The sequence below is a fragment of the Kribbella qitaiheensis genome (assembly GCF_042657745.1).
GTDB lineage: Bacteria > Actinomycetota > Actinomycetes > Propionibacteriales > Kribbellaceae > Kribbella > Kribbella qitaiheensis.
This window is the reverse complement of record NZ_JBHSKE010000013.1, coordinates 225,551-251,369: the sequence shown is the minus strand read 5'-3', so window position 1 is coordinate 251,369 and position 25,819 is coordinate 225,551. Positions and strand designations below refer to the sequence as shown.

Sequence of the window (25,819 nt, the reverse complement as noted above, 5' to 3'; positions counted from 1 at the left end):
CCATGTCCGAGAATGCACAGGCACTGGTCGTCTATGAGTCGATGTTCGGCAACACCGAGCAGGTCGCCGAGGCGATCGGCGAAGGGCTTCGATCGAAGGTCGAGGCGGAGGTGGTCCGGGTCGATCGGGCCCCCGACGTCCTGCCCGACGGTCTCGATCTGCTCGTAGTCGGTGGGCCGACGCATGCCTTCAGCATGAGCCGCCCGAGCACGCGGGACAGCGCATCGACACAAGGAACAGTGGTGATGCCGAGCCGGGTCGGAATCCGCGAGTGGCTTGACCGGTTGCGTCCCGACGACGGTACGGCGATCCTCGCGACCTTCGACACCCGCGTCACCAAAGTCCGGAAGCTGCCCGGCTCAGCGGCCAAGGCCGCCGCCAAGGTACTGCGCAGGCGGGGTGTCGGAGTGGTCGCGGAATCGGTCAGCTTCTACGTCGAAGACTCGGCGGGTCCATTGAGTGAAGGCGAGCTCGATCGTGCCCGCGCCTGGGGTGCGAGTCTGGTGGCTCGCGTCGAACTCCGTGGGACGGAGACGACCGACCCCGTAGTACAGCCGCGGAGGTCGAGATGATGAACGGAGGCCAGGACGCCCTGTTGATCGTCCTGGTCCTGTCCATCTGGTCCCTGGCGGTGGCAGCCGCAGTCGCACTCGGCGTGCATCTCATCAGGTCCCGGCGACCCGCGGCCCGGCCGATGCCGTCACCGCTGGGGATCCTGGAGCGGCGCTACGCGATGGGAGAGATCGACCGCGAGCAGTTCGACGACGCCCGCGCGCGGCTCCGCGAGCACGAACTCGACCTGTGAATCCTCCCGCTCAGCGGTTCGTGCCTTCGCCGGCGGCTTCTTGATGAGGTCGCTGGGCCCAGGGGAGCAGGCGGCGTCCCTCCAAGGACTCGATGCCGAGGCGGATCAGGTAGGTGTCGCGGTTGGGCGCCCAGGGGCGGAGCAGGAGATCGTGCCTGAGCGACTCTGCCTCCTCGGGATCGATCACCGAGAGGTGCCCGACTGCGGTCACCGTCCAGCCCAGATGCCGGTCCGGGTCCACTGTGTCCACCTCGAAGGCGACCACGTCACCACGCTCGGCGGCGCGGTACTTGTCGCCGTCGGCCGTCGAGAAGATCAGCGTGTCGCCGTCGAGCACGAAGTTGACCAGCCGTACCGCGGGAAGTCCGCCCATGGTGAAGACGAGGCGGCCGATCGGTACCGAGGAGAGCAGCTCCAGAGACTCGGTGTCATCGAGGATCTGCATCCCGGTGTGGTCGAAACGGCGCGGTGTGGAAGTCATGGGTGCCTCTTCAGAACGAACTTGCGGTCTAGTGTGGGCTGCAGGACGCGCCGCGACCCCGGGAGGGACACGACATGACGATCAAGGTGTTCTTGCTCGATGATCATGAGTTGGTCCGCCGTGGGCTGCGGCAACTGCTGGAGGACGAGACGGATATCGAGGTGGTCGGCGAGGCGGCGACAGCGGCGCAGGCGATCGCGAGGATCCCCGCACTGCAGCCGAACGTGGCCGTGCTCGATGTGCGGTTGCCCGACGGCGATGGGATCACGGTCTGCCGGGAGATCCGGTCGGCCATGGACGAGCCGCCCGCGTGCCTGATGCTGACGTCGTTCTCCGACGACGAGGCGCTGTTCACGTCGATCATGGCCGGCGCGTCCGGCTACCTGTTGAAGCAGGTGAGCGGTACCGACCTGGTCGGCGCCGTACGACGGCTGGCGGCGGGGGAGTCGTTGCTCGACCCCGCGATGACAAACGCGGTGCTGGAGCGGCTGCGGCATCCGGCGGAGGAGGACGACGACCCTCGGTACAAGTCGCTGACCGAGCAGGAACGCAAGATCCTCGACCTGATCGCCGAGGGCAAGACCAACCGGCAGATCGCGCAGACCATGTTCCTGGCGGAGAAGACGGTGAAGAACTACGTGTCCGGGCTGCTCCGCAAACTTGGTATGGAGCGCCGCACCGAGGCGGCCGTCTACGCGGTCGAACGCAACCAGCACCGCCCGCCCCACTGAGTAAGTCCTCATCAGATCCACCAGGCTCGCCGATCGGCAGGATGACGCACCAGGGTCGAAGGTCCCGAATCCGGTTCGCGCTTCACCACGCGCGGCTGCGGCGACCATGGACCTGCTCCGGCTCGATCACGAGGTAATCCTCACGCTGTCCGCCGGTTGCGTCGGGACCGCTCCTGGCCCGCTCGTTCTCGCTCATCATGGATCGCCTCCGGATCGTCTGCGTCGCTTCCCATGAGACCGGATCGGTACCTGCCGGCAGCAGAGCCATCGGCCCCGTTCCACCGGGCCGAACGACCCCCGCTCAGCGCAGACCGTTCGGCCCGTCGAGGTGGAGGGCGTCGGCGAGAAAGGCGGTGACACGCTCTTCCCACTGGCCGGGATGGCTGCCGAGGGCGGCGGTGTGGCCGGCGCCGGAGACGATCCACAGGTCGACGGTGGCGGGGGAAGCCGACTGGATGTAGCGGCCGGCGCGGGCCTCGTCGGCCTTGTCGCCACCGGCGATGAGCAGCACCGGACGGGGCGCGGATACCGCGACGGCGTCTCGCAGCGCGATCGGTTGATCAGCGGCGGTGAGGAGGTCGGTGATGCCGTAGGTCAGCCATTCCAGACCTTCCTGCAGGGTGCCGCGCCAGCCGAAGTCCATGGCGCGGCCGCCGCTGCGACCGTGGCCTCGGGCATCGAAGAGGAGCACGCCGTACTCGTGGCGTGCCAGCACGACGGCATGCTCGAGGACGCTCGACCTGGTCGATCCCGCCCCGTGCAGCAAGACGACGGCGGCGCGGTTCCTCGACGGGATGTACCAACCGGCGAGGATGATCCCATCGGCAGTTGCGAACCTGACTTCGCTGAAGGGCAAGCCACGATCGCCTGGAGTGGTCGACCCGACCGCCGTCGGTGGCACGTTCGTGGCTGCAACAGCCTGACCGAGCGACAGTGGTGCGACAACCAGAGCGGCGAGCAGCGCAGGTATCACCAGGCCACGACGCCAGCTCACCTCCAGTTCATGACCAACCTGCGCCTGGACGCCCGGCTGACGTAGGGCCGGAGGTCCCGGTTCGGACGGACTGTGTGGTGTTCTCGTGCAGTTGCCGGTGGGCGGTGACGAGGCCGGCGTGCCAGCCTGGTGCTCTGCCACCTTCGGGGGGAGTGGCGCCGAGGCCGCAGCGGGTAAGGGCCCACGAGGTCACCGAGTTGGAGTTCCACATCTCGCCGGTGCCGAGCTCGTCCCGTCCCCAGACGGGCGTTGGCACCGAGGCGATCAGAGCCAGTAGCAGCCGGCACCTGGACTCGTCGGAGGTGAGCCGCCTGGGGCTGTCGACGGCCTCGGCGAGGTCGGCGATCGAGCCGTTCCGCCAGCAGTGGACCTCATAGCGGAACAGCTTGGATCGGCCCGCCCATCGTGCCCCGACAGCTCCTTCTCCGACCACGCCACGATCCCGGCCAGCGGCTGCCCAGACGGGCGTCATCTCGATCACCCAGGTGTTCGGGGGCAGGGTCACCACCACTGCCGAGTGGAACAGGGCGCAGGCGGTCCGCCGCTCGATCAAGGCACTCACCGCCTCGTAGATGCGCCCGTTCCAGCGAACCGAGTGCCCACCCGCCCCGAGCGGCAGCCAGTACAGGTCGATCCCCGCAGTCGGCGACCCACCGCGGTCGGTCTGCTCGCGCCCGGTCATGCTGCCTCCAGAAAATGGTCCCGATCCCATCGAAACCATCGGCGCGATCCCAGGTCAGTGCCAGAAGCCCTGACCACCAGGGACCCCACGCCCCGATACTGAAGGTGAACGGGCTGGTCATCGATGAGGGAGCTGACGTGATGGATGAGTCGTCTGAGCGCATCCTGGTGGGAATCGATGGGTCGCCAGAGAGCCAGATCGCGCTGCGCTGGGCCGTCGAGGCGGCGCGGGCCGGAGATCTGGCCGTGCGGGTGGTGCGTGCCTATCTGACCAAGGCAACCGAATGGCCCGCGACCGCCGAGGGGGTCATCCCCGAGCCACCAGTCGATCAGTACCAGGCGGAGCTGGATGCCACGATCCAGTTCGTCCGCGACCGGCTCGGCTATCAGGCGGGATCCGGCTGGCTGGTCAACGAGAGCCCGACCGACGCGATCCTCACCGAAGCGGTCGACGCCCGGATGGTGGTCCTCGGCACGAAGTTCGACAGCAAGCTGGCGGCAGCGGTCCTTGGATCCGTCGCCAGCACCGTGACCGCCAAGGCGAACTGTCCGGTCGTAGTCGTCCGCGGTGAAGCGAGGAACGGCCCGATTCTGGTCGGTCTGGATGGTTCCGCAGACTCCGAGGACGCGATCGCCTTCGCCTTCGAGCAGGCGGCTCGCTTCGGCGCGCCGCTGACCGTGGCGTACTGCTGGCAGCCACAGGGGCGGCATGAGGCCCCGATCACGGAGACGCGCGGGCTGTTGCAGAACTGGGTGGCGGACAGTGTCAGGACCTACGAGGACAAGTACCCCTCGGTGGCCGTGCGGTCGCTGGTCGTCGAAGGCCGCCCTGCCGTCGCACTCGCTGAGTTGACGGACGGTACGTCGCTCGTGGTTGTCGGCTCACGCGGGCGTGGTGGAGTTACCGGCCTGTTGCTCGGTTCCGTCAGCCAGAGTCTGTTGCGGCACGCAAGATGCCCCGTCGCTGTGGTCCGCCGACAGGAACCCGTCGGATGATCGCTGCAGGGGGCCTGAGATGGCAGCGCTGATCTCGTTCGCCCAAGCAGCGATCCGTACCCAGTCGCGGGAGTCCTCAGCCAGGTTGCCCCGGGCGATGCGCTTGGCCAGAAAGCCCTTCGCGGTGTCCTGTTCGAGTCGTCCGGCGAACGTGGTCGCGGGGGTCGCGCCGATCTTCCGGGCGAGCCGTGCGACGTTCCGCGGCATCGCCTGAGCCTGGTCCTTGTCCGGTCCGATCGGGCCACTGTGGAACAACCAGACCTGGCGGTCCCGCAGTTCGTGGACGTGCTTGCGAAGGAAATCGACCGCCTCCGGCCGCCAACGCCTCAGGTAGATCGCACTCCCGATGATGACCGCGTCGTACTTGGCGACCGGTCCGGCCCCGCCGACCTCGCAGACCTCGACCTCGTGCCCGCCGTTGCGGAGCTCGTCGCCGATTGCCGTGGCGATGCCTGCGGTCGCGCCCATCTTGGTGGCATAAACCACGAGCACCTTCCTGGTCATCAGAGATCTCCCTTGCGTCCTTCGTCGACGACCGCGAGCTGCGCCCGACGATCCTGCTACTCCAGCATCTCGGTCGGCTCGCAGGCGCGGTAGGGCGCTTGGTCCTGAACTCGCAGGACCAAGGGATGCAGCAGATCTCAGCCGAGCTGAAATCGCTTGTGATTGCTCACGGCAACGGTCGTTGGTAGTCGAGCGAGTCGCGGAGAAATCTGGGCGGGTGGACCTGCTTCGACGCGTGTGCCGAGTTGTGGGAGCCGGTCCTGGACGGCAAGAACGGGGTCAAGATCCTGAGCAACAAGCTCAACCGCGCGGCGGTCGGCTCGATCGATCGACCGGAAGGCAAGCAGCTCACGCTCAACGGCTGGCCGCTGTACTACTTCCACAAGGACAAGTTGCTCGGCCAAACCGCCGGCTACGGAGTCGGCAACGTCTGGTTCGCTATCGCCCCGAACGGCAAGAAGGCAGCACGCTGCCCCTGAGCCAGAAGTCCCGGTCAGTGGCCGGACGCCAACGCGGTGGCGGTGAGGGCTGGTCGACGTCCCTTTCGGCATCTCGAACACGTCCATCGCGGAGCGGTACGGGTCAGAGGCTCAGCAGACCTCTGTGAACGGCGTGGTCACCGTCACCTGGCAGGACGTCTGACCGCCCTTTGACGCCGAGGACAGTGGCGGCGACGATCCCGGCCACCGCGAGGCAGCTGGTGACGACAGTGGGCGATGATCCAGGCCTAGGGCCTGCCGGCGGTGGTGGTCGTGCTGGGCATTTCGAGTGATCCTTCCTCAACGGTCCGGCCGTTCCGAACCGACGAGAACAACCCTGCGCCCGCCCGACCGCCCCCACGATCCACCACCCAGCCGGTCCACCGGTGGATCCCCGCCTCTCCCAATCGTTGGACCGGTGGTCAGGAGTTCAAACGATCGTGTTCTCCCAGACCTCGGGCCGGTTTCACCCCGCGTGGGGGAGGCGAAACGCTCCAGACGCGGTGCATCCTGACGCTCTGAGCTCGAGCCTAGGGGGCTGAGAACGTGAGCGAGTCGACACGGTCAGATGGCGCTGATGGGACTGATCCCGACACCTCCCGCACCATGAGCGGACGCGTCCGATCGTGGTGCGTCTACCTGGCCACCGCAGCCGGACTCTTCTGTGTGGTCGCGACCTGGGGTCTGCAATGGGCTTTCACCAGCGTGGTCCTCTTCGGGGCGTCGGCGGCCATAGTCGCCGCCACCATCTGGGCAGAGGACGGGCGGCGCGCGGTGCCCAAGATCGCTCGGGTCGCACTCGCCGCCGGGCTGATCGCACCGGCCGCCATGGGCCTGGTCGTGGTCTGCAAGCTGGCGGGTGTCCTGGTCGTGCTGATGCTGGCAGGGACCACGCCCGCTCTGACCTCGCTCGTTCGGGCGCGACGGCTCGCCCGGGGCAATCGTCCCGTAGTACAGCCGGAGCCGGCGACGCCTGACCTCCCCGCACCGTGGCGCCAACCCGCCCCGAACAGCTCGGCGGCGGAGCCGGTGCGAGAGCTCAGTGCCCTCAACGATGACGCCTTGTGCCTGGCATGGCGCCGGAGCTTCCTGCTGCTGGAGGAGGCCCGCTCGGCGGCGGAGCGCCTGTCCATCGTCGAACAGCGGCAGAAGTACCTCGACGAGCTCCACCAGCGATCCCCGGAGGGAGTCGCTGCCTGGCTGGCGTCTGGCGCACGAGCATCCGGCAACCCCTTTCCCTATCTAGCCGACCACCAGCGGCGGCAAGCCGGCTGACCCTGCGTACACGCCGCCGCGGTGCGCCGATTGCCGGTGGCGTGACCGACTGTTCAGTCGGTGGCCGGGGCCGGCCTTGGCACCTCGATGCGGTGGCGGCGGACCAGGAGGACGGCGGCCACGATGAGGTAGGCCAGGATCGCGGCGGCTGCTCCGGCGTACGGGTTCTGGTCGACGAGGATGACGGTGCCGGTGAGGATCGAAAAGTCGAAGAGGCCGTGCAGGATCGAGTTGACGGCGTTGGTGCCGGCGACCCGGCGGGTCAGATAGAAGAAGTAGCCGGCGCAGCTGACCGCGAGAGCCTGGGGGACGGCCTGTGCGCCGTGGGTCAGGGAGTTGGACAGGTGTACCGCGCCGAAGATGACGCTGGACCAGAACGCGACCTTGCCTTCGGTCAGGCCGTGCGACCGGAGCGTGGTGACGCCGATGCCGCGGAACATGCCTTCCTCGCCCCAGCCGACGAACTGGGTGGCGATGAACAGCGCCAGGACGTAACCCGCGGTCTTGTCGCCGAGCGCGGCGTAGTCGATGGCGGCCAGGCTGCACAGGGCGAAGACGATCGGCACCACCCAGACCCATCGCCGTACGGGGCGATCGTCTCGGAGGACCGGGCGCCACCAGCCCAGTACGGCGACGACGGCATAGGTGAAGACGAGGGCCGCTCCGAGCGGGATCCAGAGGTTGTAGATCACGCCTTTCGGTTGTCGTCGCCGTGTCGTCATGGTCGCCCACACGTTCGACGAGGAGCCCGCCGCCCTGGATGATCGCGAGGTACACGATGATGACGACCCCGAACCCCCAGTACGGCAACGGCTTCCGGCCTTGCGGCTGATCTGCCATGCCGAACGGTAACAGCCGGTGGCAGACCGAACGAGGATCCCGGCTGTCGGTCGGTCAGCGAGTCGTGGCGCCCGGATGGCGAGATGGGAGTCCGCGGCGGCGGAGTTCGCCGTACGGTTGAAATGTCTATCAGATCACTAGGGTTCAAGTGAGGGCCGATGAGCTTGGAGACCACCTACCGCGCCGCCGACGATAAGTACGAGCGGTTGGAGTATCGGCGGGCCGGGAACTCCGGGCTCGACCTGCCTGCGCTGTCGCTGGGGCTGTGGCAGAAGTTCGGCACCGACTACCCGTTCGAGACGCAGCGCGAGATCGTGCTGCACGCCTTCGATCTGGGGGTCACCCACTTCGACAACGCCAATCGGTACGGTCCTCCGCACCGCGGCGCGGAGAAAGTCTTCGGACGTGTACTGCGCGCGGACCTGGCGCCCTATCGCGACGAACTGATCCTGACCACCAAGGCCGGCAACCCGATCGGTCCGAGCCCTTATCTGAAAGGTGGTTCGCGCAAGTCGCTGCTGGTCTCACTCGACCACAGCCTGCGCGACCTCGGCACCGACTACGTCGACATCTTCTACCACCACCGACCTGACCCCTCCACCCCGGTGGAGGAGACGGTCGGCGCGCTGGTCAGCGCGGTACAGCAGGGCAAGGCCTTGTACGTCGGGGTGTCCAACTATCCGACCGAGCGCGCACACGACGTGGCCAAGTTGCTGCGCGGCGCCGGGGTACCTCTGCTGGTGCACCAGCAGAGGTACTCGATCTTCGACCGCGGACCCGAGAACACCGGGTTGCTCAAGCTGGCGGCCGAGGGCGGGTTCGGACTCGTTGCCTACAGCCCCTTGGCTCAGGGCCTGCTGACCGGCAAGTACCTCGACGGCACCATCCCGGCCGGCGCTCGAGCCGCGAACAGCAGCTTCCTCTCGCCCGATCAGATCGACGACGTGTACCGGGGGCGGGCGACCGCGCTCAACGAGATCGCCCACCAGCGCGGCCAGTCGCTGGCTCAGCTCGCCCTTCAGTGGGTACTGCGTCAGCCGCAGGTCACCACCGCACTGATCGGGGCGAGTTCGACCAGCCAGCTCGACCACAACCTCGCCGCGCTGGACTTTCCACCCCTGACCGAGGAGGAGCTCGTACTCATCGACGAGCACGGCGTCCACGGCACCGGTCAGCGTGCCTGAGCGCCTTCATCTCGACCGCCACTCAGACCGGTTCCAGCAGAGTCAGGAGACGTCGTGACCGTATCCCCGGAAGCTTCCTACCAATTGCGCTACGGGTCGGAGGCGCCGTTCGATCTGCCGGCCCAATGGACCGAGGTACTGGCGAACCAGCTGGCCCACCGGTCGGTACGCAGTTACCGGTCCGACCCGGTCTCCGACGAAACGTTGACGGCGTTGGTCGCCGCGGCGCAGTCGGCTCCGACGTCGGGCAACCTCCAGCTGTGGAGCGTTGTCGCGGTTCGCGACGAAGGGCGACGTACCCGACTTGCCGAGCTCGCCGGTGATCAGCAGTTCATCGTCCAGGCACCACTGCTGCTGGTCTGGCTTGCCGACCTCGCCCGCGCACGACACGTGACCGAGGAGATCGGCCTCGCGACCGCGGAGGGCGCGGACTTCGTCGAGAGCGCCCTTCTGGGGTTTGTCGATGTCGCCCTCGCGGCGCAGAACGCGTCGCTGGCCGCGGAGTCGCTCGGGTTGGGGACAGTGTTCGTCGGAGCGATCCGGAACCGGCCGCTCGAGGTGGCCGCCGAGCTCGATCTGCCGCCGAACGTGTTCCCGGTCTTCGGCCTGGTGGTCGGCTACCCCGATCGGCTCGACGAGACGACGGTCAAACCGCGGCTGCCGCAACAGGCGGTCCTCCACCACGAGCACTACGAACTCGAGCCGCAAACGGTCCACGTGGACACCTATGAGGAGTTGCTCAACAGCTACTACTCCGCCGCGGGCCTACCCCAGAGCTGGGTGCAACGAGTAGCCACCCGCTTCGGCAGCATCGCCGGCCTGAAAGGCCGCGAACACCTACGAGAAGCCCTCCGCCTCCGCGGCTTCCAACTGCGCTGACACCTCGCCGACCCGGCAACGCCCCACCCCAGCCCGGCTCTTGTGCAGATATCCGCGATGCATCACCCGCAGTGGTATAGAGATCGGCCTTGGCGTCGCCGTGTGTACTTCGATCTGCGCGCACCGGCGCACCGCGGTACGTGGATCGGCTATCGCCACTCGCTGGTCACACATGCACCCCTCGCCGAACAGCGGCTGGCTCACCGGGGTCTGGGGCGACGTTGTGAAAGCTCTTCTTTCACGACCGTAGCCACAAACGACCTACCTCGCCAGCGGTCCGGTGGAAGTGCCATCGATCTGTGCGGTTCCGGTGGGGCCTGGTCAGGCGTACATTCAAAGTGTGTGCGCCGCAGGTCGCGGCGCCGGCGTGCTGCCCCAGACCCCGGCGGGCTCCTCACGAGGGTGATTTGAGTTGGGGGCTGGGCCTATGTCTTCTCATTGCGTTGCCGGACGCTCGTCAGTCGATCAGGTTGCTCGGTGACGCCGATGACCAGCGCACAGCGGTACGCGCGTGACCGGGTTCACCACGGGGGGATGCTGGCCCTGGCTGACTCGGTTCTGGAGTTGTACTCCGCCGCCGACCCGCCCGCCGTCGAGACAGGCGTACTGGACTTGGCGATCCGCGCGGTCCCCTGTGGGTTCGCCGGACTGACCGCGGCCAGAATCGACGCCGGCCTGGCCGCGGTATCCGATCCCGTGGTCGACGAGGCTGATCGGCTACAGCGTGGGTGCGGCGAAGGACCACGGTGGTTGCCGGGTGGTCTGGATGCCGTGGTGTGTGTCGTTGACACCGCCACGGACGCGCGCTGGCCGCAGTGGGGGCAGCAGGTCGCTGCTTTGGGGCTGCGGAGCATGCTCAGCGTGGAGTTGTCTGCGAGGAGCGCCGGACTGGGGGCGTTGGTGCTCTACTCGCCGGATCCTGGCTGGTTCGGCACCGCCGAGCAGCAGATGGCGGTCGCGGTCGCCCGGCACGCGTCGATCGCGCTTGCGTCCAGGCGTGAGGAGTCGAGACTTCGCCAGGCCATGGAGTCTCGCGCCCTGATCGGCAAAGCCCAGGGGCTTCTGATGGAGCGTTTCGGTATCGATGCCGACCGGGCGTTCACCATCCTGCGGCGCTACTCCCAGGACCACAACATCAAGCTCACCGAGGTCGCGACCTCACTGCTCAGCAACCGCGACCTTCCGTCCCCGCTCCGCGATGCTGACGGCCGGATCCACAGATGACGGATCTGCCGGGGGACGCGGCGAGCGGCACCGACCGTCCTGGCCGGGTCCGGCACCCCTCCCGCCGTGACCCGGCGAGGCGGCGTGCGGAGAAGCCATTGAGGGGCGAAGGTAGGGGTGCGACGCTGCGATCCAGCTGTATCGGTCGGCCCATCCAGGCGCGCGTACCGACGCTGAGGGCGGTGTGGAGGCAGTGGCATCGTTGCGGGTCCACCAGATCCTCGTTGACGTGCTGACGGCGCGCAGCGACGCCGGCGGGAGCGTGGTGGAGAGGTTGTGCGCGGCGTCGGTCGAGGCGTTGCCGGTCAGCGGCGCGGGGTTGGCATTGATGACGGCGACCGGGCATGGCGGCACTGTGGCCGCGACCGATGGATCAGCCACAGTGATGGAGAACCTCCAGAACACTCTTGGAGAAGGTCCGTGTATTGACGCCTTCCGCGAGGGGCGGCCGGTGCTGCACTCCGATCTCGCCTCGACCGGGCTGTCGCGTTGGCCGGGGTTCGCGTCTGGCGCGCTGGAGGCCGGTATCGCGGCGGCGTTCGCGTTCCCGCTGCAGGTCGGCGCGATCCGGTTGGGTGTTCTCGACTTCTACCGCCATACGACGGGGTCGCTGGCCGGCTCCGAACTCGCGTTGGCGCTGGACTTCGCCGCCGCCGCGACCACCTTGGTCCTCGATCTGCAGGACGTGACCGCTCCGGGGCACCTGCATCCACACCTGGCAGATGCCGCGGCGAGTCATCGTGAGATTCACCAGGCCACTGGCATGATCACTGTCCAGGCTGCGGTCGGGATAACCGAGGCGCTGCTCTTGCTGAGGGCTCGGGCCTATGCCCAGGCTCGTCCGCTGCGCGACCTGGCCAAGGACGTCGTGGCCCGAAGGGTGACATTCCGGCTTGAGGAAGATCCATCATGAAGAGAACCGGTGATGCGCGGCCAGGAAGGGCATCAGCTATGACCAGGGAGCAACGCCTCGGGCGGGTGTTCGTGGAACTCGCGGACACACTTGTCGACGACTTCGACGTCATCGACCTCCTCTACGTGCTGTGTGAGCGCAGCGTCGAACTGCTACCCGCCGACGCCGCCGGCCTGATCCTCGCCGACCACCGAGGCCAGTTGGAGGTGATGGCTTCGACCACCGAGGAAGCTCGCGTGCTGGAGTTGTTCGTCCTGCAGAACTCCGAAGGACCGTGCCTGGACTGCTATCGGACCGGGCAGCCACAGGTCAACATCGATCTGCGGGAGGTCGAGGCGCGCTGGCCCAACTTCCGGGCCGCGACCATCGAGGCAGGCTACCGGTCGACGCACGCGCTACCGATGAGACTGCGCGGAAAGGTCATCGGAGTCCTCAACCTGTTCTGCGCGCGCCAGGTCACCTTGAGCGAGGACGAGATAGCTCTCGGCCAGGCACTGTGTGATGTGGCGACGATCGGTCTGCTCCAAGAACGCACAGTGCGGCAGGGTGAGATCCTCGCCGAACAACTTCAGAGCGCATTGAACACCCGGATCCTGATCGAACAAGCCAAAGGTGTGCTCGCCGAGCGCGCCGGGATCAGCGTCGACGAGGCGTTCGCCCTGATCCGCCGTTGGGCGCGGACCAACAACATGCACTTGCAGGCCACCGCCCAGGCAGTCATCGACGGCACGTCCGATCTCAATCCGGCCCAGTCTGGCTAAGCGCCCCGACAAACCGGATTGAGATCGGACCTGCACAGTCGTCGCCACGGCGCGGAAGTCGCAATCCTCGGTACGATCGGTGGGTGAGCCAGAAGGTCGGCTACTGTGCGGCGCCGGATGCGGTGAAATTGGCGTATGCCGTCCACGGTGACGGCCCGCCGATCGTCAGGGTGGCGACCTGGATGACCCATCTGGAGTTCGACTGGGAGAGCCCGGTGTGGCGCCACTGGCTCGATGCTCTCGGGGACGGTCACACCCTGATCCGTTACGACGAGCGCGGATGCGGGCTCTCGGATCGCGACGTCGACGACATTTCACTCGATGCCTGGGTGGCCGACCTCGAGACCGTGGTCGACGCCGCAGGTCTCGACCGGTTCGCGCTGCTCGGCGTCTCGACCGGTGCGGCCGTCGCGGTCGCGTACGCGGCCCGTCATCCCGAGCGGCTCACGCACCTCGTTCTGTACGGCGGCTACGCGCGCGGCCGGACACTCCGCGGTGCCAGCGAGCGCCGGCTGCAGGACGCGCTGGTCGCCGCGATCTCCGCCGGCTGGACCAATCCCGACCCCACCTTCCGCCACCTGTTCAGCATGCTGTTCCTCCCGGCCGCCACGCCCGAGCAGATGGAGTGGTACGACGACCTGCAGCGACACTCCACCTCGGCCGCGACCGCGGTCCGTCTCTACCACGCACGTGGTCCCCTCAACGTGGTCGAGCTCGCGGCGCAGGTGAGGACAAGGACGCTGGTCGTGCATGCGCTAGGGGACCGGGTCGTTCCGGTCGACGAGGGTCGGCTGCTCGCCACCTTGGTACCCGGAGCCCGGCTCGTCGTCCTGGAGTCGGCGAACCACATCCTGCTGTCGGATGAACCCGCGTGGGCGAGCTTCGTCTCGGAGCTTCGCGCCTTCCTCGGAACGGAGCGGGCAACCGCTCGGCCTGTCGGAGTCGAGGAGCTCAGCCCACGGGAGCTGGAGGTCCTCGAGCTCGTCGCGGCAGGACTGACCAATGAGGCGATTGCCGAGCAGCTGAGCCTCAGCGTCCGCACTGTGGAGCGTCATCTGACGAACATGTACGTCAAGCTTCGTGTCTCCGGCAAGGCGGGACGCGCGGCCGCGGCGGCCAGGTTCTCCGAGGCGGCCTCGTTGCGGCGTCCCTGATCCGGCTGGTCGCCGCTGCGTGTTGGCCGCCAGCCCGCCTCCAAGGTTTGCGTGCTGGCTCCGATGCCGGCGACTCCTGCGGCTGCCTACCTTCACAGGTGTCAGAACAAGCGCCCGGTTCCCGGGGAGTTCGAGGGAGGCATTCGATGGAGCACATGGTCATGTCTGACAGGGCATCGGCGGTTATCGCCGAGCCGACAGCGACGTACGACGTCCGGGGCGGAGGAGGTGTCAGGCTGTACGCCGGGGAGTGGGGAAACCGGCAAGGTCGTCCGGTTCTCTTCATCCACGGATGGTCGGCCAGTCACGTGTGCTGGGCGCGGCAGCTGGACGGCCGGCTCGCCCAGGAGTTTCGTCTCGTCGCGTTCGACAACCGGGGCCACGGCATGTCTGAGAAGCCGATGGACCCTGAAAGCTATCGCGACCCGCAGTTGTGGGCGGACGACCTCGCCGCAGTCATCGATCAGCTGGGCCTGGACCGACCGGTACTGGTCGCCTGGTCCTACGGCGGGTTCATCGTCTCCGACTACGTCCGGGCGTACGGCGAGGATCGGATCGGTGGCGTCAACCTGGTCGGAGGCGCCGTCATGCTGAAGCCCCCCACCTTCGACCACATCGGCCCCGGCTTCCTCGACAACGCACCGGACGCCAGCCTGCCCGACCTCGCCACGAACATCGCCGCCATCAGGCGCTTTCTCGGCGTCTGCACCGTCGAGCCGCTCGAACCGGACGACTGGAGTGCGGCCCTCAGTTGGAACATGGTCGTTCCCCCTGAGGTCAGAGGGGCGTTGATCTCGCGCGAGATCAACGGCGACGACGTGCTGTCCAGACTTTCCGTGCCCGTTTTGGTAACCCACGGACGGTCCGACACGATCGTGCTGCCCTCGATGGCCGAGCACGTCCTCGACGTCTGCAAGACCGCCAAACCGTCCTGGTACGACGGCGTGGGTCACATGCCCTTCAGCGAGGACCAGCCCCGTTTCGACCGCGAGCTCGCCGAGTTCGTGGAGGAGTCAGCCAGGGAGATGTCGTGATTTCGACGGCCTTGTCGAGTCCGCTTGCACTCGCTGCCCCTTGAGGCAGCTCAGCTCAGGTCAGGTCTGCCACTCGCAGCGACACCGTCTCCGGTGCCGCATCGCTGGGGATCGTGGCCAGCAGGAAGTCGCCGGAGGTGACTGCGACGTTCTCGGCCAGCCAGTACTCGCGGGGGACGACGACGCCCTTGAGGTCGGTGCCGGCGACGTCGACGGTGTAGTCGTTTCGTTGGGCGACGGGCCAGCGGTAGTGGTCGGCGACGTTGAGGATCGGGCTGTACTCCGCGAGGTGGTCGAGCGCCAGCCCGGGAAGGTCCGATCGCCGGCAGTCCAGCAACAACAGCGCCACCGGAAGCGAGGAGAATCGACGGAGCCAGTCGGCGAAGTAAACGGACATGTTCTCTCCGAGGTCCGACGAGATGTCGTCAAGGTTGCCGCCCAGACACAATTCGTGGGTCTGGCCGAGCCAGCGCAGCGGTGACGGCACCTGGAGGACCAGTGGTGTCGCCGAGGTTCGGGCCACCACCGAAACGAGCTCGAGCGCCGCGGCAGCCAGGGCATAGTCCGAGAGCAACGTCTTGAGGGCATAACCGACGCGCGGGCGTGCCGACATCAGGGCGCGCAGCTCGTCGTCGTTCGCGAGCAGGTTCGCGTAGATCATGCCGAGGTCGACCAGTGCGACGTCGGGTCGGAGCAACGCCTGCGCCTGACCGAAGAAGTCGTCGTACCGCGTGACGTCGCCGCAGGGCAGGGGGCTGCCGTGCAGGATGACCTCACGCGCGTACTCCTGGTGGTCGACGATCAAGGGGGTGCCGCGTCCCGACGGGGGTGCCGAGATCACTGCGTCGAAGGCGGTGCGCATCGTGGGCTCCGGCTGGTGAGGGGGTGGTGCGGGTGGCGCCTTCCCGTTGACTCGAGGTCGGCGCCACCCGGCGTGGGGGTCCGGCGAGGACTACGACAACTGTGTCGGTGTTTCGGGGTGGCGAGGTGTCCCAGGGTGGGACATCTGCTCGCACTTCCCCCGGCTGCCCAGCGGCGAGATGATCGGAACGGTCAGGCGAGGGAGGCCGGATGAACGACCCGTCCGTCAGCAGACGCCGGATCGTCGCCGCTGCCCGCGAGGCCTTCCTGACCTCGGGCCGTACCGCCGGGGACGCGGTGCCCGACCTGGTGGAGGCTTCCTGGCGGCGGTGCTACTCCGCCGGGGTGGACGCGGCGACCGTACAGGCGCAGTACCACGCCGATCTCGACACGTCGTCGCGGCTGGTGCGCTGTTCACAGCCGGTGATCGAGCGGCTCCGCGAGGAGACGGCGGATCATCCGCTGAGCATCGCGCTGACCGACGGCAGGGCAAGGGTCCTCACTCGCACGGACACCAGCCGGACGATCGGGTCGATGCTCGACCGGGTGCTGTTCGCGCCAGGTTTCGACTACGCCGAGGGCGGTGTGGGGACCAATGGTGTCGGCACCGTGTTCGAGTCCGGGCAGCCGGTCCACATCATCGGGCCGGAACATTTCCACGAGACGTTGCAGCCGTTCGCCTGTGCGGGCGCGCCGATCCGCGATCCGATCAGCGGCCGGGTCGAAGGAGTCCTGGACATCACCTCCCTGGCGGACCAGTCGAGTCCGTTGATGCACACGCTCGCCCGGGCCGCGGCGCACGACATCGCTCAGAACCTGTTGCTGGATCGAAACCAGTACCAGCAGGCGCTCTTCGAGACGTTCGTGCGGATGGACGCCCGCACCCACGGCGCGGTGATGGCGGTCGGCGGCACGGTGGTGATGGCCAACACCGCGACGCAGCTGCTGTTCGAGCCCGGCGAGCAACTGGCCATCCAGCAGCATGCCCGCTACCTGATGGCACGGCAGGACGATCCCGTCGACCAGATCGAGCTCGCCACCGGCAAGGTCGTGCGAATCCGTGGAGCGCGGATCGTCGTCGGTGGCGACGTCGCCGGAATGGTGCTGGAGGTCGTCCTCGTCTCCGAAGGCACGGCGGTTCCACCGTCGGCCGCGCAGTTCGAGGACCGGAACGTTCCGTTGCCGACGGCAACCGTGTCCGCCCGACCCGGGTTGCCGCGGATCCGCGGCCGGGTTTCCCCTCTGACCGATGGCTTGTCGCCGCTGTGGAAGCGCGCCTGCGACGACATCACCACAGCGCTGGCTCGACACGAAGCGCTGCTGGTGATGGGGGAGACCGGAACCGGGAAGTTCTCGCTCGTCACGGAGATCTACCACCGGGTCAGTCCCGGTGGGCGCAGCTTGGCCGTCGACGCGTCGTCCATCGCCCGGGACAGCTACGACGAGGCCGAGGAGGCGCTCGGCGCGACCGCTGTCCCCACGCTCTACATCTTCCGGAACATCGACGAGTTGTCCACCGAAGGTGTCGAGCGCCTGAACGCGTTCCTGCTCGCCATGGCCGACAGTGATCTTCCGGCGTATGTGGCAGCGACCCTGTCGGATGCCAATCTCGAGTCCGACCTGCCCTTCCGGGACCTGCTCGTGCATTTCCAGCAGGCCGTGACGGTGCCGCCGCTACGACACCGGACCGTGGATCTGCCCGGCATCGTGTCGCGGGTGCTGGCCAACAGCACCGACCGCCGGGGCGTCACGGTGAGTCCGGCCGCGATGCGGGTCATCGCTCGGTACTCGTGGCCGCGCAACGTCAGCCAGCTCGAGGAAGCGATCAGATCGTCCTTGCTCAAGCGGCCGGTCGGTGAACTTCAGCCGGAAGACCTTCCCGGCTATTGCCACGACACCGCACGGCGGCAGCTGTCCGGGATCGAGGCGGTCGAGCGCGACGCCATCGTGAAGGCACTCCACGACGCCGGCGGCAACCGGGTACAGGCCGCCACGGCGCTCGGCATCGCGAGGTCGTCCCTTTACCGCAAGCTGCGGAGCTACGGCATCACGACGATCTGACCTGTCCCATTGCAGGACACTCCGGGCGACGGAGGCTACGGGGTTGCCGCGAGGGGGCCGGCGCAGGCCTGCGTGGTCACCGGGCCGGCGTTGGCGAACGTGAGCGTGATCGGGAACCACTCGCCGGCGCGCAGGTTACGCAGTACGTGTTCGAGTACGACGCCGGTCCGCGATTCGAGGTCGACCTGGGCCCCGGCCGGGATCGCGATGGTCTTGACGGCCTGCCCGGCGCTGACCAGCGCGGTGTGCTCGGCGATCGGGGTGGAGACCCCGACGAGGGTGTCGGCCACGGTCGGAGACTCGTTCGTCAAGGTGAGCCGCAACGGCGCGTCGGTGCCCTTGGTGAGTCCCTGCGGGCCCTGCACCCACATGTCCGTCACGACGATCGCGCCGCTGGTGGCGTCGACGCCGCCCTGCGGAAGGCTTTGGTACGGGTCGGGCGACGAGCACGCGGTCAGCATTCCGACGCCCAGCAGGGCAGCCGGCAGCCAGCGAAGCACGCGCCGGCCCGGAAGCCGGAGGGTGGTTCCTGTGGTGGTTGTCGCCATCTTCGCCTCCGCGAGGAAGTCCGGAAAGTCCTTCCAGCTTCGCGATGCGACTGGTTCCCGTCGTCACTGCCAGCGGTCGTTCCTACCCCCAGCTAGCCGGAAGCCGGGACCGGCAGTTCGCAGCAGATCGACGTGCCGCCGCCCGGCGGGCTGTCCAAGGAGAAGGTGCCGCCCAGCGTCTCGATCCGGTCCTTCAGCCCGACGAGCCCTGAGCCCCGCAGCGGGTCGGCGCCGCCGACACCGTCATCACGCACACACACCCGCAGGGTGCCGTCGGCGGCTTCCACCTCCACCTCGACAACCGACGCTCGTGCGTGCTTCGCGGTGTTGGTGAGCGTCTCCGAGACGACGTAGTACGCGCCGACCTCGACCGGCTCGGGAAGCCGGCCATCCACCCGCACGGTCATCTCCGCCGGGACGGCTGAGCGCCGCGCGAGTGCGCGGAGCGCCGGTCGCAGTCCAGCCTCGGTCAGGATCGCCGGGTGGATGCCACGGGAGGTCTCCCGCAGCTCATCGACCATCCGCATGAGGCTCGCGGCCACGTCGATGAACTCGGTACTGGTCTGATCGCATTCGTGCGGTGCGGCCGCGGCCGAACGCAGCCTGAGTGCCAGCGCGACGAGGCCTTGCTGTACGCCGTCGTGCAGGTCGCGCTCGATCCGCCGGCGGGCCTCGTCCGATGCCGCGACGATCCGCGCGCGGGAGGTGATGAGCTCGGCCCGGTTCTGCGCGTTGGCTACCGCGGTGGCGACCAGGTCCGTGAACGCCGTCATCCGCTGCTCGGTGTCGGGTGGCGGAGGCCCCTGCCCGGACCCGACGGCGATCGCTCCCCACAACCGGCCGTTGACGTGGATCGGCATGGCGACCGCGGACCGTATCCCTTCGCGAAGATAAGGCTCCCCGCCCGGGATGGCGCCGTAGTCATCGACGCGGGCGGCCTGGCCGGTCCGCAGAACGGTCGCTGTCAACCCGGTCGCCGGATAGCCCTCCCAGGACTCCCCGACTCGCACGTGGGGACCTGTCGTGCCTTCGTTGGCCACCAGCGTCGCCGTTTCGTCGAGCTCGTACCGGATCATCCTGGCGGTCCCGCCGCCGAAATGCCGCAGGGCCTCCTTGGTCGCGGCTGCGAACACCGCCTCGGGTGACGCGCCTCTGGCCACCAGCGTCGCCAGGCGCCGCAGTGCCGCCTGCGTGTCGGCGAGCTCGTGCAGTTCCTGCTCGGCCCGGGCATTGGCGACCGCCGTCGCGACGAGCTCCACGAAGTCCGCCATCCGCGACTCGGTTCCGGCCGGGAAGTCCTCCTGCGAGGTCGCGGCCACCGTCATTCCCCAGTTGCGTCCCTCGACCACGATGGGCGTGGCCACCCCGGCCCGCATCCCCAGGGTGCCGACCCAAGCGCTGTGCGGGCCCTTCGCCAACTGCTCGCCGTTGACCCGGGCCGGGCGACCGGTACGGAGCGCGGTGGTCTGGACCATCCCGGGCAGCAGCTTCATCCGGAAGCCGACCGGTACTCGATCACTGACCCGGCCGTAGGTCCCGACGACGGTGAAAAAGGCCTCGAGCTCCCCATGTTCCCCGGGCTGGTGATCGACTCGGGAGACGAACGTCGCCTCGGCACCGATCAGGCGGGCGAGTTCGTCCGCGACGGCAGCGAACACCTCGGCCGGCCGCGCCCCACCCGCTACCAACGTGGCTACGCGTCGCAGTGCGGCCTGCTCCTCGGCAAGCTGAAGCAACCGTGTCTGGTCGGGTGGGTGGCCGGTGCCCGGATCGGGGGCATCGCCCACGTCGGGGCCGGTGTCTGGCCCGCTCATAGAACCGAAGGTAGTCCGATGCTCGACGAGCCAACAAGCCTCTGTCCGTGGCGTCCGGCTCGGTGCCGTCCGGTGGGAGCGCGGCGATTCCAGCTAGTGGGCGGGTCGGGATTCCGGCCAGCAGGTTCATCGGCTGGGTGCTCACGTCGACGACAGCACCACGCCTGCCGCGCGATGCTCCGATGATGCGATCCGTCGGCAGCCTCCAGCACGTGGTGACTGCTGACGCTCGCTTCGCCGCGGACATCAGCCACGAGCTGCGGACCCCGTTGACGACCATGCTGAACTCGATGGAACTGATCCACAACCATCGAGACGAGCTGCCCGCTGCCGTGCGCGAACCGGTCGAGTTGCTCGGCGAGGATCTCGAGCGGTTCCGGCGGCTGGTGGTGGACCTGCTGGAGATCTCCCGCGATGACGGGGCAGACGAGGGCAACCGGGACACCGTACGCATCGCCGACCTGATCCGGGTCGCCGCCGACACCGCTGCTGGTCGCCCGGTCACGGAGGTTTCCGCGGATGCGGCAGCCCTCACCATGCAGGCTGACAAACGCAGGCTCGAGCGAGTGGTCGCGAACCTCGTCGAGAACGCCGAAGGCCACGGTGGTGGTTGCGTGCGCGTGTCCGTCGAGGCGGGCGGCCTTGGTGTCATCGTCCAGTTCGACGACGCGGGGCCCGGCGTACCGGTCGCCGACCGGGACCGGATCTTCGAGCGGTTCTGCCGTGGTGGTTCCGGTGGGCGACCGGCTCACGACCGCGGGGCCGGCGGGATCGGTCTCGGTCTCTCGATCGTGGCCAGGCATGTGGCGTGGCACAACGGGACGATCCGGGTCGAGGACCGCCCCGGAGGCGGCGCCCGCTTCGTTCTCGAACTCCCGGCGAAGCCCGGCTGCCGGGGCTCCCGGAATTCCGGCTAGCAGGAAGCAGGGTTGGGCGCTGGTGGTGAAGACCTGAGCGATCTGCCAGGCGATGGTTACTTCAGGATGGCCGCGCGGCTGGCGGCCGAGGGAGTGATAGTCCATGGCACACAAGGCGAAAGCAGTCTTGCGAGACGCGGCCGGACTCGGCGTCGACAGCGTCGCGTTGCCTACCGCGGCTTGCACCTGGCTCCGACCTGGCTGGTGGGGGAGTGCCGTGGTCTACCAGATCTACCTGCGAAGCTTCCAGGACTCCGACGGCGACGGCATCGGTGACCTGGAAGGTGTCCGCGCCAGGCTGCCGTATCTGCGGAGCCTCGGCGTCGACGCTATCTGGCTCAACCCGTTCTACCCGTCACCGCAGTACGACCATGGGTACGACGTGTCCGACTACTTCGGCGTGCAGCCCGAGTACGGCACGCTCGAGTCCTTCGACCGGCTGGTCCTCGACGCGCACCGGCTCGACCTCAGGGTGCTCATCGACATCGTCCCGAACCACTGCTCGATCGAGCATCCCTGGTTCGCCGCGGCGCTGGCCGCCGGTCCGGGAAGCCCGGAACGCGAGCGGTTCCATTTCGCCGACGGTAAGGGGGACGACGGCGACCTGCCGCCGAACAACTGGCGCTCCATCTTCGGCGGATCAGCCTGGCAGCGCGTCACCGAACCGGACGGAACACCTGGCCAGTGGTACCTGCACAGCTTCGCGCCCGAGCAAGCCGACTTCAACTGGCGGCACCCGGATGTCGCGGCGTACTTCGACCAGGTGCTGCGGTTCTGGTTCGAACGCGGCGTGGACGGGATCCGGATCGACGTGGCCCACGGGCTCCACAAGGCCGACGGGTTGCCCGACCACGAGAACGCCATGGACGACGAGCTCACCGGCGACCCGCTCAATCCGTACGCGTGGAACCAGCCCGAGGTGCACGAGGTGTGGCGCCGGTGGCGGACCATCGCCGAGGGATACTCCGTCCTGACCGGCCGCGAACGGGTGCTGATCGGCGAGGTCGGCGTACTGGACGCCGAACAGCTCGCGCTGTACCAACGCCCGGGCGAACTGCACCAGAGCTTCTACTTCGAGTTCCTGCGCGCCACCTGGGACGACCAGATCCTGTACGACGTGGTCGATCGCGGCCTGGGCACGATCGCCGGCTCCGACTCGTCGGTGGCCTGGGTGCTGAACAACCACGACATGCCCCGGTCGGTGACCCGGTACGGCGGCGGCGCGCCCGGCCTCGGCGCCGGAGATGTCGATCTCGGCACCGTCCGGGCACGGGCGGCCGCCCTGCTGATGCTCGCACTGCCGGGCGCGGCGTACGTCTACCAAGGCGAGGAGCTCGGCCTGCCAGAGGTCACGGACCTCCCGGTCGAGCTACTGGCCGACCCGATGTTCCACCGCACCCAGGGCGCTCGACGCGGCCGAGACGGCTGCCGGGTCCCGTTGCCGTGGGCCACGTCCGAGCACAGCTTCGGATTCTCACCCGCCGACGCGTGGCTGCCGCAGCCCGACTGGTTCGCTGACCACGCCGTGGACCGGCAGCTGAGCTCGGGCGAGTCGATGCTGCACCTCTACCGCGAAGCACTCGCGCTGCGGCGGCGACTTCCTGCCCTTGCCTCGAACGAGTTCCGGTGGTTGCAGACGGAACCGGGCGTGCTCGCCTTCACCCGCGGCGACGGCTTCGGCTGCGTCGTCAACTGCTCATCGCGGGTTGTCTCCGCGCCGGTGGACGGTGAGCTGCTGCTGGCGAGCCACTACGAGGCCGAGGACAAGCTCCCGCCGAACAGTGCCGCGTGGTACGCGCTGGCGCCGGCGGCCGCAGCGCTGGGGGAGGCGGCATGAACGCCGGACCGCGACCCCACTAGACCGGCGGACCCGGTGTCTTGAGTACTCACCCCTCGGCGCCGGGTCCGCCGCTCCACCACCTGCTTCCCCGAGCCTGGGAAGGCACGGTCGGGACGATGAGACTTCGAGAGGTGCGAGCTGCATGGTGAAGATGATGCTGGAGGCAACGGTCTCGGCGCCGGCCCTCGATCGCGGGGCAGTTGGCTCGAGCCGCGGAGATTGAGATGAGCTTGGGCGTCCACCGTCTCGTTGCGGCGTACAGACTCTTGTGGACCGCGTTGTCCGGCTTGGTCGGTGTGCTGGGCTTCGTGGCGGGAGTGTTCCTCGTGCCGGCCCGCGGGATGCTTCCCCTTCTCTTCGTTGCCGCCTTCATCGGAGTGGCCGTGGCCAGCACTGCCTGGTCGCACGCGGCCGAGACCACGATCTCGGCCAGATTGGGGAGATCTGCTGTCATCGCCGTCGCGGTGATCTCAGCGATCGTCGCGTTCGCAGGCACTGTCGTCGTCTTGGGCGCCGCTGCTCCAGGTTTGGTGGTGGTCCTCGGTGTCACATCACCAGCCGCGATGCGCTGGTGTGGTCGCAGGCTGGGGCACATTCCAGGCAGGCACCACGGCAGCCTCACTACGGCGGAGTTGTGCCGGCGGTGGCAGGACAGCTACAAGATCCTCCGGGACGCGACCACGGCGGCCGCTCGACTGCGCATTGTCGAAGCCCGGCAGCTCTATCTGGACGAGCTCGAACGACGCGACCCCGTCGGGCTCAAGGCCTGGCTGGGAGAGAACGCAAGCGCCGCAGGTGATCCCAGCCGGTATCTGGCCAGAGATGGCAAGGACGCTCCTCCGGCCGACGGATGACTCAGTTGCCCGCTGGCAGCCATCAAGGATTCCCGCTGGCGGGAAGCGCCGACGGGACGGCACCGGGATACTCAGAGACATGACGACTGGGCCGTCCCACCAGCACGTGGACCGCAACGACGGTGCGGCCGTCGCACGCGTGCTGCTGGCTGAGGACGATGTCCTCCTCCGGGAGGGCCTGGCCAGTCTGATGCAGCGGTCGGGGTTCGAGGTGGTCGGGCAGACCGGCGACAGCGGGTGGATTCTGCCGCTCGTTCGCGAGTTGAAGCCCGACCTGGTGGTGGCGGACATCAGGATGCCGCCGACGAACACCACCGAGGGACTGGACGCCGCCCGGGAGATCCGCAGGGAATTTCCGGCGATCGGCATTCTGGTGCTGTCGGCTCATGCCGAGGTCGAGCACGCGATGGAACTGCTGGCCACCGGTCAGCGGATCGGCTATCTGCTGAAGAGCCGCGTGACGGATGTGGACGATTTCATCGAGACGCTGGAGCGGATCGTCAAGGGTGGTTCGGTGATGGACCCCGCATTGGTCCAGGAACTGGTGAGCGCCCGGCGGCGCAACGACCCGCTCGCCGCGCTCAGCCAGCGGGAGCACGACGTCCTCGCGCTGATGGCCGAGGGGCGGTCGAACGCCGGCATCGGCCGGCGGCTGTGGGTGACCGAGGGCACCGTCGAGAAGCATGTGCGGCACATCCTCGCCAAGCTGTGCCTCCCCGAGACCAGCGATGACCACCGCCGGGTGCTCGCGGTGGTCACCTTCCTCGAGGCTTACTGACCGGACGAGGAGTCGTCAGGCAGGGAGGCCGAGGAGGTCGCGGATGGCCGGTGCGGACAGCCTGGTCTTGGGCAGGAACCCGGCGATCGGGCTTGCCGAGATCAGCTCGGCGAAGTCCTCCTCGGCGTGGGTGGAGACCAGGATCACCGACGAGGGTGCCAGGTCGGTCTCGAGGGTCAGCCGCCGTACGACGTCGAAGCCGCTCTCCCTGCCGAGGTCGATGTCCACCAAGGTGACGTCCGGTCCGAGTTCCGTGGCGCGGCGGACGGCCTCGTCGCCGTTCATGGCCACAGCCACGACCACCATGCCCTCGCGCTCCAGCAGACCGCGCGCAGCCGACAGGAAACGAGGGCTGTCATCAACGATCAAGCAGCGCAACTCCATGGCTTCAGAATGCCAGGCGACCGGCCGACTGGCATTCCGGCTAGCTGGACCTTGCGCCGGTAGGCCCGGAACTCCCGCTGCCGGGTGCCCGGTGTTCGCGCTGGCGGTAAGGAAGAAGGGCGGGCCGGCTGGCACCGTGGGTGGCGTGCGGCACTCGATCAGCCGGTGTCGGCTGCGGACCACCTGACGATGCTCGGATTCCTGCAGCAGCTCGGCGGACAGCTCGGGGCGTGGTTCTACGTCATCGCGGGCGGTCTCGCCTTTGCCGAGGCCGCGGTCATGGTCGGGCTGGTGCTCCCCGGCGAGACAGCGCTGGTGGTGGCGGGATTCGCTGCCCACCAGGGCTGGATCGCCTTGTGGCCGATGGTGGCGGTCGCGGTCGGCTCGGCTGCTCTCGGCGACAGCGTGGGCTACGAGGTCGGTCGCCGGCTTGGCCCGAGGTTGCGCTCGTCCCGGTTGGGTCGCCGGGTCGGCGAGGATCGGTGGCGGCGAGCCGACGACTTCCTTCGCCGGTACGGCGGACGGGCGGTGCTGCTCGGCCGATTCACCGCGGGCCTGCGAGCACTGATGCCGGGCATGGCCGGTATGGCCCGGATGCCGTACCTGCGCAGGTTCCTGCCGTGGAATGTTGCCGGCGCCGTGGTCTGGGGTGCGGGCTGTGTACTACTCGGCTACGCCTTCTCTGCCTCGCTGGCAGCGGTGGCCCGCGCTCTCACCTATGCGCCGCTGATCCTGATCGCCTTGGCGGCGGCCGTCCTCGTCCTTGTCCGCATCCGGAAGAAGCGCCGCCGGGTCCGTTGACGACCGTGATTTACCGCCAGCCGGTA

The 25,819-nt window shown here is 68.2% G+C and carries 28 protein-coding genes; 19 read left to right on the top strand and 9 right to left on the bottom strand.

What is annotated here, in order from left to right; all coding sequences use genetic code 11:
* The first annotated feature begins 2 nt into the window (after positions 1–2).
* Entirely contained in the window at positions 3–572 is a 570-nt protein-coding gene (locus ACFPJ1_RS13775; RefSeq protein WP_380103989.1) for a flavodoxin family protein, read from the top strand.
* Positions 569–805, top strand: a complete 237-nt coding sequence (locus tag ACFPJ1_RS13770; RefSeq protein WP_380103988.1) for an SHOCT domain-containing protein — start codon at positions 569–571, stop codon at positions 803–805. Before ACFPJ1_RS13775 ends, ACFPJ1_RS13770 begins: the two co-directional genes overlap by 4 nt.
* A gap of 10 nt (positions 806–815) precedes the next feature.
* On the opposite strand, the gene ACFPJ1_RS13765 is transcribed toward ACFPJ1_RS13770, so the two are convergent.
* Positions 816–1,286 (bottom strand): pyridoxamine 5'-phosphate oxidase family protein, encoded by a 471-nt coding sequence (locus tag ACFPJ1_RS13765; protein WP_380103987.1) that lies wholly within the window; start codon positions 1,284–1,286, stop codon positions 816–818.
* A gap of 74 nt (positions 1,287–1,360) precedes the next feature.
* Between ACFPJ1_RS13765 and ACFPJ1_RS13760 the strand changes: the two genes are divergently transcribed.
* Positions 1,361–2,017: a response regulator gene (locus ACFPJ1_RS13760; RefSeq protein WP_380103986.1), complete on the top strand. Its 657-nt coding sequence runs from the start codon at positions 1,361–1,363 to the stop codon at positions 2,015–2,017.
* Positions 2,018–2,318: 301 nt separating this feature from the next.
* Here the strand turns inward: ACFPJ1_RS13760 and ACFPJ1_RS13755 are convergent, their stop codons facing one another.
* Positions 2,319–3,011, bottom strand: coding sequence for an alpha/beta hydrolase (locus ACFPJ1_RS13755; RefSeq protein ID WP_380103985.1), 693 nt, complete (start codon positions 3,009–3,011; stop codon positions 2,319–2,321).
* Between the two features lie 7 nt (positions 3,012–3,018).
* The gene (locus ACFPJ1_RS13750; protein ID WP_380103984.1) at positions 3,019–3,693 is read right to left on the bottom strand and encodes a hypothetical protein; all 675 of its coding nucleotides are present in this window, start codon (positions 3,691–3,693) and stop codon (positions 3,019–3,021) included.
* 140 nt (positions 3,694–3,833) lie between these two features.
* Here ACFPJ1_RS13750 and ACFPJ1_RS13745 point away from each other — a divergent pair, with 140 nt between their 5' ends.
* Entirely contained in the window at positions 3,834–4,688 is an 855-nt protein-coding gene (locus ACFPJ1_RS13745) for a universal stress protein (RefSeq protein WP_380103983.1), read from the top strand.
* On the opposite strand, the gene ACFPJ1_RS13740 is transcribed toward ACFPJ1_RS13745, so the two are convergent.
* Entirely contained in the window at positions 4,575–5,192 is a 618-nt protein-coding gene (locus ACFPJ1_RS13740) for a flavodoxin domain-containing protein (protein WP_380103982.1), read from the bottom strand. The two genes, ACFPJ1_RS13745 and ACFPJ1_RS13740, sit on opposite strands and share 114 nt — an antisense overlap.
* A 245-nt stretch (positions 5,193–5,437) precedes the next feature.
* On the opposite strand from ACFPJ1_RS13740, the gene ACFPJ1_RS13735 reads away from it, so the two are divergent.
* The gene (locus ACFPJ1_RS13735) at positions 5,438–5,671 is read left to right on the top strand and encodes a hypothetical protein (protein ID WP_380103981.1); all 234 of its coding nucleotides are present in this window, start codon (positions 5,438–5,440) and stop codon (positions 5,669–5,671) included.
* A 606-nt stretch (positions 5,672–6,277) separates the two neighbouring features.
* Entirely contained in the window at positions 6,278–6,946 is a 669-nt protein-coding gene (locus tag ACFPJ1_RS13730; protein WP_380103980.1) for a hypothetical protein, read from the top strand.
* Between the two features lie 53 nt (positions 6,947–6,999).
* Here ACFPJ1_RS13730 and ACFPJ1_RS13725 read toward each other — a convergent pair whose 3' ends face one another.
* Positions 7,000–7,668, bottom strand: coding sequence for a CPBP family intramembrane glutamic endopeptidase (locus ACFPJ1_RS13725; protein WP_380103979.1), 669 nt, complete (start codon positions 7,666–7,668; stop codon positions 7,000–7,002).
* Positions 7,669–7,944: 276 nt separating this feature from the next.
* On the opposite strand from ACFPJ1_RS13725, the gene ACFPJ1_RS13720 reads away from it, so the two are divergent.
* The 7 genes from ACFPJ1_RS13720 to ACFPJ1_RS13690 all read left to right on the top strand — a co-directional run bounded on the left by ACFPJ1_RS13720 (position 7,945) and on the right by ACFPJ1_RS13690 (position 14,935).
* Positions 7,945–8,970 (top strand): aldo/keto reductase, encoded by a 1,026-nt coding sequence (locus ACFPJ1_RS13720; protein ID WP_380103978.1) that lies wholly within the window; start codon positions 7,945–7,947, stop codon positions 8,968–8,970.
* A gap of 54 nt (positions 8,971–9,024) precedes the next feature.
* A complete protein-coding gene (locus tag ACFPJ1_RS13715) occupies positions 9,025–9,849 on the top strand; it encodes an NADPH-dependent oxidoreductase (protein ID WP_380103977.1) in 825 nt (274 codons plus the stop codon).
* Positions 9,850–10,335: 486 nt separating this feature from the next.
* Positions 10,336–11,073: an ANTAR domain-containing protein gene (locus tag ACFPJ1_RS13710; protein ID WP_380103976.1), complete on the top strand. Its 738-nt coding sequence runs from the start codon at positions 10,336–10,338 to the stop codon at positions 11,071–11,073.
* 184 nt (positions 11,074–11,257) lie between these two features.
* Entirely contained in the window at positions 11,258–11,986 is a 729-nt protein-coding gene (locus tag ACFPJ1_RS13705) for a GAF and ANTAR domain-containing protein (protein WP_380103975.1), read from the top strand.
* 38 nt (positions 11,987–12,024) lie between these two features.
* Positions 12,025–12,747 carry a GAF and ANTAR domain-containing protein gene (locus tag ACFPJ1_RS13700; RefSeq protein WP_380103974.1) on the top strand — a complete coding sequence of 241 codons (723 nt, stop codon included), beginning with the start codon at positions 12,025–12,027 and terminating at the stop codon, positions 12,745–12,747.
* 83 nt (positions 12,748–12,830) lie between these two features.
* Positions 12,831–13,901, top strand: coding sequence for an alpha/beta fold hydrolase (locus ACFPJ1_RS13695; RefSeq protein WP_380103973.1), 1,071 nt, complete (start codon positions 12,831–12,833; stop codon positions 13,899–13,901).
* Between the two features lie 161 nt (positions 13,902–14,062).
* Positions 14,063–14,935: an alpha/beta fold hydrolase gene (locus ACFPJ1_RS13690; protein ID WP_380103972.1), complete on the top strand. Its 873-nt coding sequence runs from the start codon at positions 14,063–14,065 to the stop codon at positions 14,933–14,935.
* A 55-nt stretch (positions 14,936–14,990) separates the two neighbouring features.
* Here ACFPJ1_RS13690 and ACFPJ1_RS13685 read toward each other — a convergent pair whose 3' ends face one another.
* Complete coding sequence (locus ACFPJ1_RS13685; RefSeq protein WP_380103971.1) at positions 14,991–15,797, bottom strand: hypothetical protein; 807 nt, start codon at positions 15,795–15,797, stop codon at positions 14,991–14,993.
* 209 nt (positions 15,798–16,006) lie between these two features.
* Here ACFPJ1_RS13685 and ACFPJ1_RS13680 point away from each other — a divergent pair, with 209 nt between their 5' ends.
* Complete coding sequence (locus tag ACFPJ1_RS13680; RefSeq protein WP_380103970.1) at positions 16,007–17,857, top strand: sigma-54-dependent Fis family transcriptional regulator; 1,851 nt, start codon at positions 16,007–16,009, stop codon at positions 17,855–17,857.
* Positions 17,858–17,892: 35 nt separating this feature from the next.
* On the opposite strand, the gene ACFPJ1_RS13675 is transcribed toward ACFPJ1_RS13680, so the two are convergent.
* Positions 17,893–18,405: a copper chaperone PCu(A)C gene (locus ACFPJ1_RS13675; protein WP_380103969.1), complete on the bottom strand. Its 513-nt coding sequence runs from the start codon at positions 18,403–18,405 to the stop codon at positions 17,893–17,895.
* A gap of 92 nt (positions 18,406–18,497) precedes the next feature.
* Positions 18,498–20,219 (bottom strand): sensor histidine kinase, encoded by a 1,722-nt coding sequence (locus tag ACFPJ1_RS13670; RefSeq protein WP_380103968.1) that lies wholly within the window; start codon positions 20,217–20,219, stop codon positions 18,498–18,500.
* A 47-nt stretch (positions 20,220–20,266) separates the two neighbouring features.
* On the opposite strand from ACFPJ1_RS13670, the gene ACFPJ1_RS13665 reads away from it, so the two are divergent.
* The 4 genes from ACFPJ1_RS13665 (at position 20,267) to ACFPJ1_RS13650 (ending at position 24,608) form a co-directional block, all read left to right on the top strand.
* On the top strand, positions 20,267–21,136 hold the full coding sequence (locus ACFPJ1_RS13665; protein WP_380103967.1) for a sensor histidine kinase: 870 nt from the start codon (positions 20,267–20,269) through the stop codon (positions 21,134–21,136).
* A 103-nt stretch (positions 21,137–21,239) separates the two neighbouring features.
* Complete coding sequence (locus ACFPJ1_RS13660) at positions 21,240–22,973, top strand: glycoside hydrolase family 13 protein (RefSeq protein ID WP_380103966.1); 1,734 nt, start codon at positions 21,240–21,242, stop codon at positions 22,971–22,973.
* A gap of 227 nt (positions 22,974–23,200) precedes the next feature.
* Complete coding sequence (locus ACFPJ1_RS13655) at positions 23,201–23,830, top strand: MFS transporter (protein ID WP_380103965.1); 630 nt, start codon at positions 23,201–23,203, stop codon at positions 23,828–23,830.
* A 79-nt stretch (positions 23,831–23,909) separates the two neighbouring features.
* Positions 23,910–24,608, top strand: coding sequence for a response regulator (locus ACFPJ1_RS13650; protein WP_380103964.1), 699 nt, complete (start codon positions 23,910–23,912; stop codon positions 24,606–24,608).
* Positions 24,609–24,623: 15 nt separating this feature from the next.
* On the opposite strand, the gene ACFPJ1_RS13645 is transcribed toward ACFPJ1_RS13650, so the two are convergent.
* Positions 24,624–24,992 (bottom strand): response regulator, encoded by a 369-nt coding sequence (locus ACFPJ1_RS13645; RefSeq protein WP_380103963.1) that lies wholly within the window; start codon positions 24,990–24,992, stop codon positions 24,624–24,626.
* A 165-nt stretch (positions 24,993–25,157) separates the two neighbouring features.
* Between ACFPJ1_RS13645 and ACFPJ1_RS13640 the strand changes: the two genes are divergently transcribed.
* Positions 25,158–25,793, top strand: a complete 636-nt coding sequence (locus ACFPJ1_RS13640) for a DedA family protein (RefSeq protein WP_380103962.1) — start codon at positions 25,158–25,160, stop codon at positions 25,791–25,793.
* The last annotated feature ends 26 nt before the right edge of the window (positions 25,794–25,819 follow it).

Bases quoted from the DNA above. Each gene is read 5' to 3' on its own strand.
- ACFPJ1_RS13730 (WP_380103980.1), top strand. From the start codon at position 6,278: ATGAGCGGACGCGTCCGATCGTGGTGCGTCTACCTGGCCACCGCAGCC.
- ACFPJ1_RS13725 (WP_380103979.1), bottom strand. From the start codon at position 7,668: ATGACGACACGGCGACGACAACCGAAAGGCGTGATCTACAACCTCTGG.
- ACFPJ1_RS13770 (WP_380103988.1), top strand. From the start codon at position 569: ATGATGAACGGAGGCCAGGACGCCCTGTTGATCGTCCTGGTCCTGTCC.
- ACFPJ1_RS13720 (WP_380103978.1), top strand. From the start codon at position 7,945: ATGAGCTTGGAGACCACCTACCGCGCCGCCGACGATAAGTACGAGCGG.
- ACFPJ1_RS13745 (WP_380103983.1), top strand. From the start codon at position 3,834: ATGGATGAGTCGTCTGAGCGCATCCTGGTGGGAATCGATGGGTCGCCA.
- ACFPJ1_RS13700 (WP_380103974.1), top strand. From the start codon at position 12,025: ATGACCAGGGAGCAACGCCTCGGGCGGGTGTTCGTGGAACTCGCGGAC.
- ACFPJ1_RS13765 (WP_380103987.1), bottom strand. From the start codon at position 1,286: ATGACTTCCACACCGCGCCGTTTCGACCACACCGGGATGCAGATCCTC.
- ACFPJ1_RS13650 (WP_380103964.1), top strand. From the start codon at position 23,910: ATGACGACTGGGCCGTCCCACCAGCACGTGGACCGCAACGACGGTGCG.
- ACFPJ1_RS13645 (WP_380103963.1), bottom strand. From the start codon at position 24,992: ATGGAGTTGCGCTGCTTGATCGTTGATGACAGCCCTCGTTTCCTGTCG.
- ACFPJ1_RS13750 (WP_380103984.1), bottom strand. From the start codon at position 3,693: ATGACCGGGCGCGAGCAGACCGACCGCGGTGGGTCGCCGACTGCGGGG.
- ACFPJ1_RS13685 (WP_380103971.1), bottom strand. From the start codon at position 15,797: ATGCGCACCGCCTTCGACGCAGTGATCTCGGCACCCCCGTCGGGACGC.
- ACFPJ1_RS13690 (WP_380103972.1), top strand. From the start codon at position 14,063: ATGTCTGACAGGGCATCGGCGGTTATCGCCGAGCCGACAGCGACGTAC.
- ACFPJ1_RS13775 (WP_380103989.1), top strand. From the start codon at position 3: ATGTCCGAGAATGCACAGGCACTGGTCGTCTATGAGTCGATGTTCGGC.
- ACFPJ1_RS13655 (WP_380103965.1), top strand. From the start codon at position 23,201: ATGAGCTTGGGCGTCCACCGTCTCGTTGCGGCGTACAGACTCTTGTGG.
- ACFPJ1_RS13675 (WP_380103969.1), bottom strand. From the start codon at position 18,405: ATGGCGACAACCACCACAGGAACCACCCTCCGGCTTCCGGGCCGGCGC.
- ACFPJ1_RS13670 (WP_380103968.1), bottom strand. From the start codon at position 20,219: ATGAGCGGGCCAGACACCGGCCCCGACGTGGGCGATGCCCCCGATCCG.
- ACFPJ1_RS13660 (WP_380103966.1), top strand. From the start codon at position 21,240: ATGGCACACAAGGCGAAAGCAGTCTTGCGAGACGCGGCCGGACTCGGC.
- ACFPJ1_RS13760 (WP_380103986.1), top strand. From the start codon at position 1,361: ATGACGATCAAGGTGTTCTTGCTCGATGATCATGAGTTGGTCCGCCGT.
- ACFPJ1_RS13680 (WP_380103970.1), top strand. From the start codon at position 16,007: ATGAACGACCCGTCCGTCAGCAGACGCCGGATCGTCGCCGCTGCCCGC.
- ACFPJ1_RS13710 (WP_380103976.1), top strand. From the start codon at position 10,336: ATGACCAGCGCACAGCGGTACGCGCGTGACCGGGTTCACCACGGGGGG.
- ACFPJ1_RS13740 (WP_380103982.1), bottom strand. From the start codon at position 5,192: ATGACCAGGAAGGTGCTCGTGGTTTATGCCACCAAGATGGGCGCGACC.